At 70.5% G+C, this 10,773-nt stretch carries 10 protein-coding genes and 1 pseudogene; 6 read left to right on the top strand and 5 right to left on the bottom strand.

Features of this window, described 5'->3' with window-relative positions; translation table 11 throughout:
- Positions 1-121: pseudogene (locus tag ACNFOC_RS43075) on the bottom strand (penicillin-binding transpeptidase domain-containing protein); the annotation flags it as partial.
- An 8-nt stretch (positions 122-129) separates the two neighbouring features.
- A complete protein-coding gene (locus ACNFOC_RS43070) occupies positions 130-1,194 on the bottom strand; it encodes a medium chain dehydrogenase/reductase family protein (protein WP_416964457.1) in 1,065 nt (354 codons plus the stop codon).
- A gap of 151 nt (positions 1,195-1,345) precedes the next feature.
- On the opposite strand from ACNFOC_RS43070, the gene ACNFOC_RS43065 reads away from it, so the two are divergent.
- The 3 genes from ACNFOC_RS43065 to ACNFOC_RS43055 all read left to right on the top strand — a co-directional run bounded on the left by ACNFOC_RS43065 (position 1,346) and on the right by ACNFOC_RS43055 (position 4,040).
- Positions 1,346-1,993, top strand: a complete 648-nt coding sequence (locus ACNFOC_RS43065; RefSeq protein WP_416964456.1) for a TetR/AcrR family transcriptional regulator — start codon at positions 1,346-1,348, stop codon at positions 1,991-1,993.
- 79 nt (positions 1,994-2,072) lie between these two features.
- A complete protein-coding gene (locus ACNFOC_RS43060) occupies positions 2,073-2,576 on the top strand; it encodes a hypothetical protein (RefSeq protein WP_416964455.1) in 504 nt (167 codons plus the stop codon).
- A gap of 291 nt (positions 2,577-2,867) precedes the next feature.
- Positions 2,868-4,040, top strand: a complete 1,173-nt coding sequence (locus ACNFOC_RS43055; protein WP_416964454.1) for a DNA gyrase subunit B — start codon at positions 2,868-2,870, stop codon at positions 4,038-4,040.
- Between the two features lie 107 nt (positions 4,041-4,147).
- Here ACNFOC_RS43055 and ACNFOC_RS43050 read toward each other — a convergent pair whose 3' ends face one another.
- Complete coding sequence (locus ACNFOC_RS43050) at positions 4,148-5,122, bottom strand: phosphotransferase family protein (protein ID WP_416964453.1); 975 nt, start codon at positions 5,120-5,122, stop codon at positions 4,148-4,150.
- A gap of 32 nt (positions 5,123-5,154) precedes the next feature.
- Entirely contained in the window at positions 5,155-6,387 is a 1,233-nt protein-coding gene (locus ACNFOC_RS43045; protein ID WP_416964452.1) for a BamB-related PQQ repeat family beta-propellar protein, read from the bottom strand.
- Positions 6,388-6,655: 268 nt separating this feature from the next.
- On the opposite strand from ACNFOC_RS43045, the gene ACNFOC_RS43040 reads away from it, so the two are divergent.
- Positions 6,656-8,713, top strand: a complete 2,058-nt coding sequence (locus tag ACNFOC_RS43040; protein ID WP_416964451.1) for a GH92 family glycosyl hydrolase — start codon at positions 6,656-6,658, stop codon at positions 8,711-8,713.
- Here the strand turns inward: ACNFOC_RS43040 and ACNFOC_RS43035 are convergent.
- Positions 8,702-9,184: a winged helix-turn-helix transcriptional regulator gene (locus ACNFOC_RS43035; protein ID WP_416964450.1), complete on the bottom strand. Its 483-nt coding sequence runs from the start codon at positions 9,182-9,184 to the stop codon at positions 8,702-8,704. The two genes, ACNFOC_RS43040 and ACNFOC_RS43035, sit on opposite strands and share 12 nt — an antisense overlap.
- 93 nt (positions 9,185-9,277) lie before the next feature.
- Between ACNFOC_RS43035 and ACNFOC_RS43030 the strand changes: the two genes are divergently transcribed.
- Positions 9,278-9,772, top strand: coding sequence for a PaaI family thioesterase (locus ACNFOC_RS43030; RefSeq protein ID WP_416964449.1), 495 nt, complete (start codon positions 9,278-9,280; stop codon positions 9,770-9,772).
- Positions 9,773-9,965: 193 nt separating this feature from the next.
- Positions 9,966-10,769: a helix-turn-helix transcriptional regulator gene (locus tag ACNFOC_RS43025; RefSeq protein WP_416964448.1), complete on the top strand. Its 804-nt coding sequence runs from the start codon at positions 9,966-9,968 to the stop codon at positions 10,767-10,769.
- Positions 10,770-10,773 lie beyond the last annotated feature (4 nt).

Below are 10,773 nucleotides of genomic sequence, written 5' to 3'. Positions count from 1 at the left end.
GCGCCGGGCCGTTCATCGTCGTGATTCCGTTGTCGATGAGCGTGGCGGCGCTGATGATCTTCATCGTCGAGCCGGGCGCCAACTGCCCCAGGAACGCGGCGTTGAAGCCGTCGTTGCGGTAGGGGCGCGTCACGGCGTCAGGACGACCTTGCCGGCGACCGTGCCGGACTCGGCCAGGCGCAGGGCGTCGGCGACGCGGGCGAGCGGCAGTCGGGCGGCGATCTGGGCGTTGACCTCACCGCGCTGGAGGGCCGCGAAGACCTGGGTGAGGTCGGCGCTCAGCTGGGCGCGGAACTTGTTCTTGCTCAGGGCCCGCCCGGCCCAGACGTTGAAGAAGTAGGCGTGGCGGCCGTTCGGCAGCGCGTTCCACGTCCAGACCCGGCCCAGGATCTTGAGCACGGGCAGCTGCTTGGAGCCCTCGTCGTCACGGGTGGAGGCGCTGCCGTAGGAGACGAGCGTGCCGCCGGGGGCGAGGAGGTGCCAGGACCGGACGATGCCGGGGCCGCCGACGTGGTCGAAGACGGCGTCCACGCCGCGCGGGGAGAGCTCGCGGACGCGGGCGGTGAGGTCCGGGGTGCGGTAGTCGATGGGTTCGACACCCTGCTCGCGCAGCGCGTCGTGGTGGCGCGGGGACGCCGTGCCGATCACGTTCACCCCTGCGGCGTGGGCGAGTTGGACCAGGACGGTGCCGACGCCGCCGTTCGCACCGTGCACCAGGATCGTCTGGCCGGCGCGGACACGGGCCTTGCGGTGCAGCATCTGCCAGGCCGTGATGCCGTTCACGACCACGGTCTCGGCCTCGGCCGCGCTGATCCCCTCGGGCACCGGCACCACGTCGGCCGCGTCGACGAGCACATGGCTGGCCCAGCCGCCGACCTTGACCAGCGCGGCCACCCGGGTGTCGGCGAGGCCCGGCTCGACGCCCGCGCCGGTGCTCTGGACGGTGCCCACCAGGTCGTAGCCGGGGACGAACGGGAACGGGGGCTGGTCGTAGTACTTGCCGCGCCGCATCTGCTGTTCGGCGAAGGAGACCCCGGTCGCCTCCATCCGGATCACGACCTGGCCGGGGCCCGCGACGGGGACCGCACCGTGCCGTACTTCCAGGCCCTCCGGGTCCACCTTGCCCGGCAGGACGACCTCGACGAGTGCGTCCGTGGTGTTGTCCACGTGGTTCGTGTTGTCCGTGTTGTTCATGGTGACCTCCACTGCGATCCGCTGCGAGCTAGGTGCTTTCGTGTTCGTTATAAGTTGTAACTCACGCGAGAAGGGGTCGTCAAGTGCAATCGTGATAGCTTCTAACTGAAGCTTGAACATGTAGATCAGTGGCAGTGGAAGGCGGCCGGTCATGGCGGAAACGGGCACGAAGACCCCGCGCGAGCGCTATCGCGACCAGGTGCGCGCGGAGGTCAAGGAACGCGCACGGGAACAGATCGCCACGGCGGGCGCCTCCGCGCTCTCCCTCAACGCGATCGCCAAGCGGATGGGCATGAGCGGACCCGCCCTCTACCGGTACTTCGCCAGCCGCGACGACCTGATCACCGAACTCATCCGGGACGCCTACCGCAGCCTCGCCGACACCTTCCGCGCGGCCGCAGCCTCCGGCGCCGACCTGCCGGGCCTGGCCCACGCCCTGCGCGGCTGGGCCCTCGACGACCCCCAGCGCTACTTCCTCATCTACGGCACACCCGTCCCCGGCTACCACGCGCCCGAGGACGTCACCGGCATCGCGTCCGAGATCATGGCGGCCCTGCTGGACGCGAGCACGGAGCTCCCCGCGGGCGATCCCGAGACACCGTTCGAGGTCGACCTGGGAGCCCACCGGCACTGGGCGGGCGGCCACCCCGCCCCACCCGCGGCCCTCCATCGCGCCCTGACCTTCTGGACCCGTCTGCACGGCGTCCTGTCCCTGGAACTCGCGGGCCACTTCACGGGCATGGGGTTCGACCCGGAGATGTTCTTCGAGTCGGAACTGGCCGGTCTGTCGGCGCCGTAGGCGCAGTGAGGTGCGACGGTGACGGCGGATCGAAGACGGACCGATGTCCATTCCGGTTGGCGGGGGCGCGATGTCGAGGATGACTCAGGAGACGCGTGACGCGGCGGTGCGTGCCGCCGAGGAGGCCGGGCTCGGTGAGCTGAAGGCCGTCTACGACCGCTCGCGGTTCGACGCGTGGGTGCTCGCGGTGTCGGGCTGGGGGTTCGTGGCCGTCCTGATGCCCGTCGTCGTGATCGACACCCTCGACGACGGCGTGTCCGGCAGGACGTACGCGGGGGCCGTCATCTGTCTGATGGTGATCGTCGGTACGTTCCTCTCCGTCCGCTTCCTGTGGCGGAACGCCGAGGGCGGCATCGTCCACTTCGAGGGCGGCATGGTCGAGACGTACGGCCCGGGCAGCGAAACGGTCTGTGCCTGGCGCGACGTGACCGAGGTCCGACGCGTGGTCAGGAACCCGGTCATGCCCATGTACGGCATCACCGCCGCGGGGCGCCGGTTCTCGGTGTCCCGTGACGACTTCTCCCGCTGTCGACCTCTCCTCAAGGACATAGCGAAACTGGCGGCCCCGGCGCGGAGCGACTGAGCATCGTTCCGGCCGTATCCACGTCGTCGTTCACCACGTCCGCCGGGCCTCCCCGACTGGCCTGCCACACGCAGGAATTGAGGCCCTCGGGAGCGCCCGGAACGGGGCCGTACGCGGCTTCGGCGGGCCCTCGGACGCGTTCCGGGTGTGGTGCGCGAAGGCTGCGCCGCCCGCTTCCCGGCAGGTCGTCACCCGCCCGTACGCGGCTTCGGCGAAACGGCTCTGACCTGGTGTTTTCGTTGATTCCGCCTACGCTGGGGTGATCAACCGAACGCCATGGGAGGGGTCTTCGTGAGCGCGGAAGGCATGGAGTACAACGCCGCCGACATCAAGGTGCTGGAGGGCAGTGAAGCCGTTCGGAAGCGGCCCGGAATGTACGTCGGCTCAACCGGTGAACGCGGCCTGCACCACCTCGTGTTGGAGGTCATCGACCGGGCCGTGAGTGAGGTCCTCGCGGGTCGCGCCGGCTCCGTCGACGTGACGCTCACGGCCGACGGTGGCGTGCGGGTCGTTGATGATGGTGCGGGAGATGGTGAGTCCCGCGGACCGGACCTCGAAGCGCAGTTGACCAGATTCCATCTGGGGTCCGGCCCCATCGGCCGACGCACTACGGTCATCGCCCCCTTCCACATGGGACTCTTCGTCGCCAACGCCCTGTCGAGTCGGCTGACGGCTGAGGTGCGTGGCGAGGGGACCCGGTGGGTCAAGGAGTACGCGCGCGGTGCCGAGGTCGAACAGCCCGACGCCGTAGGGCCGTTGACCGGAGACGCGGGCTCGGCGACCGGAAGCGGGACGACCATCTCCTTCTGGCCCGACACCGAGATCTTCGAGACGACATGGTGCTCGTTCCCCGTGCTGGCGGAGCGGTTCCGGCAACTGGCCTTCCTCAACCGGGGTCTGGCCATCTCGCTGACCGACGAACGCCCGGTGAGCGGGCCCCGAAGGGTGCTGTTCCAATTCCCGGACGGAGTGCGGGACTTCGTGGCCGCCCTCGACGCGGAAGCGGGGGCGTGCCCCCATGCGGAAGTCTTCGGCTTCGAACGGGAGGACGTGAGAATGGAGGGGACGATGGAGGTCGCCCTGCTGTGGGGATACTCCCGCGGGGCGCGGATACGCGGTTTCGCCAACAGCCTGGCCACTCACGAGGGCGGCACGCACCTGGACGGCTTCCGCGACGGAGTGGTGGACGCGGTCACCGCGTTCGCGCGGGAACGGGACCTGCCGGCCGCGTCCGACCTCGATGCCCGCGCCGACCTGATCGTCGAGAGCCTCACGGCGGTCGTCTCGGTGAAGCTCGACCAACCCGAATACCTCGGCGCCACCCGCACGTTGCTGGGCAACGCCGATGTGCGGGTGTGCGTCGCGGAGGCTGTCCGGGAACACCTCGGCGACTGGTTCGCGGAACAGCCGAAGCGGGCCGAGGAGGTCGTCGACCGCGTCGTCCGAGCCGGCCGGCGGGACTGAACAGGGGCGGACGGTCCCAGGGCTGAACCGCAACCGATGGTCCGTCAGGAAGCGCTCAGATAACGGACGTTGATGCCGGCTCGGACCCCGCGCCGCACCACGCCGGCTCAGCCCAACGCGTCCAGCAGAGCGGCGACGTAGGCATCCAGCCGTTCCTCCACGGCCCGCGTCGTCAGCTCCGCCCTCCCCGCCTCGCGCCACGGCCGCGCCACCCACTCCACGCCGGCCGCGAACGCCAGGGCGTCCAGCAACCGCCAGGACAACCGCTCGTCCGCGGCCGCTGCCAGCACTCCGCCGGCCTCCTCGTACGCCTCGGCGAACCGTAGACCCCAGGCGGGGCCGTGGAGCATGGCGAGGTTGCTGGAGCAGTGCGCCACATCGAGGTCCGCCGGCCCCCAGGAGGTCTGCACCCAGTCGACGACCCCGGTGATACGGGGATCTGCCGTGCTTGGAGGCGACACGTCGAACAGCACATTGCCGGGGTGGAAGTCCCGGTGCAGGAGACGCCCTTCATACGGGGGCGCGGGCTTGCGGATCACGTCGGTCGCCGCGGCCCAGGTCACCGGGTCGGCGCCAGCTGGCGGGACGACGTTGTCGGCGGTCGTCCACGCCTTGTACTCCTGGGGCCGGTCGGCGGGCCGCAGCGCGTGGATGGTCACGAGTTGACGGGCCAGCAGGGGCACGCGCGCCTCCAACTCCTCGTCGTCGAGGACCGTCCGGCCCGGGAGATGCGTCATGAGGAGCGACGGGTACTCGCATTGCGTGGCGGTCGCGTCGACCGCGACCGGCGCGGGAGCCGGCACGCCGGTTCCCGTGAGCAGGGCGAGACCGTCGGCCTCGCGGGTCAGCAGGTCCTCGGCGTGCTCCACGAAGTACGGGTCGACGAAGCTCCGCAGCACCAGGTCACGCGTACCTCCGTCCCGCGCGCCGATGGTCAGTCGCCTCATCTCGGCTGTGATCCCGCCGTGCAGCGCCTCGGTTCCGACGACCCGCTCACCGGCCTCCAGTTGCCGGCTCACCCAGGCCAGCGTCGACGGCCGGACTGCCCCCGCCTCATCGTGGTCGATCACCGTGCCACCCATCTCATCCTGTTCTGTTCCCTGGGCATCTGCTCCTAGGGCAGCGGCAGCGACCGCAGGATGTGATGGACCATCGTCTCGATGACGACGTAGTGCGGGTCGCCGCCCGGCAGGACGAGCGCCGGGTACGCGCTGCCCACGGTCTCCGGGTAGGCCGGTGCCATACGGGGTGCGGCGTCTCCTTTCGCGTCGGGTCCGGCATGCAGGTCGATGCTGATCAGGTGTCCACGGGTGGCGGCGTCGTTGCGGGGGGTGAAGGTCACGAACCGCCCGCCGACCAGGCCGGCTTGCTCCGAGGTCGTGTAGTAACTCCACAGTTTTTTCGGGTGGTTGAGGTCGTATGCGTTCCAGTCCCCGACGCTGGAGTCCTCCGGACTGACCTCGAAGAGCATCAGCACACCGTCGGCCGAGATCAGAGCGCGCTCCGGCTTCTGGTCGCTGTCCTCAGCGGTGGCGAGCGGTCGGAGGGCGCCCGGGTCGAGTCTCTGGAGGGGCGGAAAGGTGTCCTCGGCCGTGTACGCGCTGCCCGAGCACACGAGGTAGTCGCCGCCGGCGATGAGGTGCGGGCACTTGGTGCCCGACGGAGAGGTCGCGAGCTTCGCGCCGGTACGGGCGCCGCGTGCCGTGACCTTCGAGGAGTCGGTCGTGTAGACGCGCCCGCCGAACGCGACCGGGCTTTCGGAGCGGTCGGCGTCGACGGTCCGGTGCCACAGCGTCGTACCGTCGGACGCCCGGTAGGCACCGAGCGCGACGTTCACCTCGCGGTCGAAGCTGCTCCACGCGTCGAGCGCGTAGACGACTCCGTCCGCCGCGACGTACCCGGTGTACACGCGGTCGGCGGGCAGTCGGAGGGACCAAGCCGCCTTGCCGGTGCGCAGGTTCGCGGCGCGCAGTGTGCGACCGCCGCTGGTCACCGCGCGTTCGTCGGTCTTGTCCACGACGAGCCCGAGGTTCTTGCCGCTGCCGGCGGCGGGTACGGTCCAGCTGACCGCGCCGTCGGTCCGGGACCGTCCGACGAAGCCGTCCGCGCCGGTGGCGCATACGACCTGATGGGCCGTGGCACCGCAGACCTGCACCCCCTCCGAGCCGGAGAGGTCCCTGGTCCAGGCACGCCACGGGTCCTGGCCGTCGCCTGAACTCCGCGTCACGGCGGAGGCCGACGCGGAGGAGGGCGGGGACGCGGTCGTCTGATGCCCCGTCCCGGCCGGCTGCGTGCCCCCGGAGTCCGAACAGCCGACCGCCATCACCCCGAACAGAACCGCACCCATCACCCCGTGCGCCACCCGAACCCGTCGCATCAGCCACCCCCGCCGTGTGAGGCGCCCATGTTTCCAGACGCCTCCCTTCCCGCACATCACCCGCATCACGTCCACTTCACACCCTGTCGGCGATGGCGAGAAGCGGCGGAATGATGACCCGACCGGCTTGTCCTCGCGCCCGGACGGTGTGGCGGCACGCCAGGTGGGGGCGCGTTGGGGACACTCGCGGTCCGGCGCCGCGCGGGCGACGGGTTCCCTGTCTGGCTGGAGAAACGTGGTGCGACTTCCCCTGTTTCGAGCCGTCCTGGCGGCCTCGGTGCTCGTGGCGTCCGGAGCGGCCGCCGCCCCGGTCCGGGCGGACGGGACACCCCGGCCCCGGGCCGCCGACGATCTCGCGCGGTACGTCAACGCGTTCGTCGGCACCGCCCCCGGCGGCCCCGACTTCGGTCACGGCGGCGGCGCGGGCAACACGTTCCCGGGGGCCTCGGCACCGCTCGGCGGAATGCAGTGGAGCCCCGACACGGTGACGTACCAGCACGGCGGCTACTCCTACGGCGACAACCGCATCCGCGGCTTCAGCCTCGCGCACATCTCCGGAGCCGGCTGCGCCGCCTACGGCAACGTCCCCTTCATGCCCACGCAGGACGCCGAACCGCCGGCGTACGCCACGTTCTCGCACGCCAACGAGCAGGCGGCGCCCGGCAGTTATCATGTCACCTTCGACAACGGCATCGGCACCGACCTGACCACCACCCAGCGCTCGGGCATCGCCCGCTTCACCTACCCGGCGAGCGACACCCGCCCCGCCGCCGTGAGCATCGACGCGGCCAAGGCGTTCACCGCGGCCACCGGATCGGTTGACATCGGCACCAACACGCTGTCCGGCTACAGCGACAGCGGCGCCTTCTGCAAGGCCAAGAACCGCTACCGGCTCTATTTCCACGCCACCTTCGACCAGCCCTTCGCCAAGTCCTCCCACCCAGCCGGGAAAGCGGGCGCGGCCATGGTCTCCTTCGCGCCCGGCGTGCGCACGGTGACCGCACGGGTCGGCGTCTCCTTCGTCGACGTCGAGGGCGCCCGCCAGAACGCACTCACCGAGCAGAAGGCGCAGTCGTACGACACGATCCGCCAGGCCGTGCGCGCCGACTGGAACGAGTGGCTGAACCGCGTCACCGTCGGCGGCGGCACGGACGCCCAGCGCCGGGTCTTCTACACCGCCCTCTACCACGCCCTCCTGCACCCCAGCGTCTTCAGCGACAGCGACGGGCGCTACACCGGCATGGACGGCCTCGTGCACCGCACCCAGGCAGGGCACGTCCAGTACGCGAACTTTTCCGGCTGGGACGTCTACCGCTGCCAGGTCCAGCTGCTGGCCCTGCTCGCCCCGCGCGAGGCCTCCGACATCGCGCAGTCCGTCCTCAACCAGGGCCTGCAAGCCGGGTACTTCGACCGCTGGACCCTCGCGAACGGCGGCAGCGGCGTCATGGTCGGCGACCCGCTGCCCGCCATCGCGTCCGCGATCCACGCCTTCGGTGGCACCGACTTCGACGCCGCCACCCTGCTGCGCACGGCCCTGGTGGACCGCCAGGACAAACGCCAGCGCCCCGGACACGAGCAGTACGACACCCTCGGCTATGTCCCCGTCGGCACCAAGGGCGTCTGGGGCTCGGTCTCCACCACCCTCGAGTACGCCGTCGCCGACTACGCGCTCGCCCAACTCGCCCACCGACTCGGCGACTTGACCACCTACGACACCCTGCTGCGCGCCTCCGGGAACTGGCGCAACCTCTTCAACCCCGCCACCGGCTACCTCCAGCCCCGCGCCGCCGACGGCACCTGGCCGGCCTTCACCCCGGCGCAGAAGACGGAGTACGTGGAGGGCAACGCGGCCCAGTACACATGGATGGTTCCGCAGGACCTGCCCGGCCTGTTCGCCGCGATGGGCGGCGACGCCGCTGTCACGACCCGCCTCGACACCTTCTTCAGCAGCCTGAACGCGGGTGCCGATCAGCCCTACGCCTATCTGGGCAACGAGCCCTCGTTCGGCACCCCTTGGGCGTACACCCACGTCGGCCACACCGACCGCGCCGGAGCCGTCGTCCAGCGTGCCCTGTCCACGCTGTTCAGCGACGTCCCCGGCGGACTCGTCGGCAATGACGACCTCGGCGCCATGTCGTCCTGGGCGGTGTGGGCGAGCCTCGGCCTGTACCCGGAGGTGCCTGGCACCTCCCAACTCGTGCGCAGCGCACCGCTGTTCCCCACGGCCACCGTCCACCGGGGCGACGGCACCTCGCTCACGGTCGGCTCCGCGTTGCCCAAGCGCTCACTCCGGTAGCGGGATTCGTACCGGCCGCGCCCCGGGTCCGGGCGCGGCCGTGACCTCGGTCGGCTTCAGCGCGCCATGCGGCCCGTCGCACTCCACCACCACACGCACCGGCGCACCGCACCCGGTGTGCCGTACGTCGAGAACCGGCCCCTCGGGGTCGGCGGCGTACGTCTCGCCCCACTGCCGCAGGGCCATCAGTACCGGCCACAGATCGCGGCCCTTGCTCGTCAGCCGGTACTCGTGCCGGGTCCGGCTCCCCGCCTGCTGGTAGGGCACGGTCGTCAGGATGCCGGCCGCGACCAGCTTGCGGAGCCGGTCGGACAGCACCGCGTCCGACAGCCCGATATGGCGCCGGAAGTCGTCGAAACGACGGACCCTGATGAACGCGTCCCGCAGGATCAGCAGGGTCCACTTCTCGCCGACGAGATCGAGCGTGCTCTGGACCGGGCAGTTCTCCGTGCTCACGTCGAGCCATTCCATGCCGCCAGCGTAGCCACCTGGCTCTGTCATTGACAGCCAGCCGTCATGAGATCTAGCTTCTTTTCAAGAAGTCAGCTGGGGAGGTAACGCCGTATGGGACGGTCGCGCACGTACGAGTGGGACGATCCGGGCGTCTCGGCAGCCGCCGTAGGACACTCCACGGGTCTGGAATTCCTGCGGGAACTGATGGCCGGACGCCTGCCCGCACCGCCCATAGGCGCCACCCTGAACTTCACCCTCGACGAGGTGGAGCATGGACGCGCGGTGTTCTCGCTGATGCCGGGGGAGGAGCACTACAACCCCATCGGCAGCGTGCACGGCGGGGTCTACGCCACGCTGCTCGACTCCGCGGCGGGCTGCGCGGTGCAGTCCACGCTGCCGCAGGGCATGGGATACACGTCGCTCGACCTGACCGTGAAGTTCCTGCGCCCGATCACGGCCGACACCGGACGCGTCCGAGCCGTAGGGACTGTGTTGAACGGCGGGCGGCGCACCGCGCTCGCCCAGGCCGAGCTGTTCGACGAGAAGGACCGGCTGCTCGCGCACGCCACGAGCAGCTGCCTGCTGTTTCCCGTTCCGGGTTCCTGACCCGGACGGCCGAAATCCGCCTGTCCCCCGCGCAGGCGGATCCGTACCGTCAACTCCCTTGATCCATACGGTCGCGGGCGCTGCCGGAACGCTGTGAATTCTCCCGGGTGCCATGGCCGTGGTGGTATGGGGAGAAGTACGTACGTGCGTACACGCGTACGTGGACGTGGAACACGCGGGATCGTGAGGGCGTATGACGGGCGGGCCGGCCGGGGCGTACGAACGCATGCTGGCGGTCGCGGTCGCGGCTCTGCACGAACGGGAACCCGAGCGGCTGTGGCCGTTGGTCGCCGCGGCCCTGCCGGGCCTGTGCGGAGGCGAGGCGCTGATCTACAAACTCGGCGAGTGGACGGACCGGACCGGGTCGATGGGTCTCTCGCCCGCCGCCGCGGAGCACATCGGACGGATCGACGACATCGGGGACGAGACGATGGGGGTGCTGCGCCGGGGCTACCCCTTCGCGGACCACTACGCCAGGGCCGGTGCCGTCCGCCGCCCCGGGACCGCGCACCGGATGGCCGGCCGACGGTGGGCGCGGAGCCGCACCGCGGGCACGATCAGCCGGTTGATGGACGCCGACCACGTCCTGGCGATACCTCTGCCCGGCACGACCACGCCGGTGACCGGCTGCCTTGTCTACCGTGCGGGTGGGGACTTCACCGAGGATCATGTGCGGGCCGCCGAGCAGTTGCAGCCCCTGCTGTCGGGCGTGGAACAGCAGCGTCAGCTACTTGAACGCTGGCGTGCGACCACGGCACCGCAGGAGGCGCCGGAGGCATCGGCGGACTCCCGTCTCACGCCCCGCCAGGTCACCGTCCTGCTGCTGCTCGCCGATGCGCTCACGGCTTCGGCGATTGCTCATCGGCTGGGGATCTCCGTGCGTACGGTGCACAAGCATGTGGAGGGGCTGTACCGGAAGTTGGGGACGCGGGATCGGGTGAGTACGGTGTTGCGGGCGCAGGAGATCGGGTTGTTGCCGCGGCGGGTGGGGCGGTGAGGGG

It is taken from the genome of Streptomyces colwelliae (assembly GCF_048158785.1).
GTDB lineage: Bacteria > Actinomycetota > Actinomycetes > Streptomycetales > Streptomycetaceae > Streptomyces.
This window is presented reverse-complemented; position numbering and strand designations above follow the sequence as displayed.

Coding starts and splice junctions, on each gene's coding strand:
- ACNFOC_RS43065 (WP_416964456.1), top strand. CDS start 1,346: ATGGCGGAAACGGGCACGAAGACCCCGCGCGAGCGCTATCGCGACCAG.
- ACNFOC_RS43060 (WP_416964455.1), top strand. CDS start 2,073: ATGACTCAGGAGACGCGTGACGCGGCGGTGCGTGCCGCCGAGGAGGCC.
- ACNFOC_RS43050 (WP_416964453.1), bottom strand. CDS start 5,122: ATGGGTGGCACGGTGATCGACCACGATGAGGCGGGGGCAGTCCGGCCG.
- ACNFOC_RS43030 (WP_416964449.1), top strand. CDS start 9,278: ATGGGACGGTCGCGCACGTACGAGTGGGACGATCCGGGCGTCTCGGCA.
- ACNFOC_RS43035 (WP_416964450.1), bottom strand. CDS start 9,184: ATGGAATGGCTCGACGTGAGCACGGAGAACTGCCCGGTCCAGAGCACG.
- ACNFOC_RS43070 (WP_416964457.1), bottom strand. CDS start 1,194: ATGAACAACACGGACAACACGAACCACGTGGACAACACCACGGACGCA.
- ACNFOC_RS43025 (WP_416964448.1), top strand. CDS start 9,966: ATGACGGGCGGGCCGGCCGGGGCGTACGAACGCATGCTGGCGGTCGCG.
- ACNFOC_RS43045 (WP_416964452.1), bottom strand. CDS start 6,387: ATGGGTGCGGTTCTGTTCGGGGTGATGGCGGTCGGCTGTTCGGACTCC.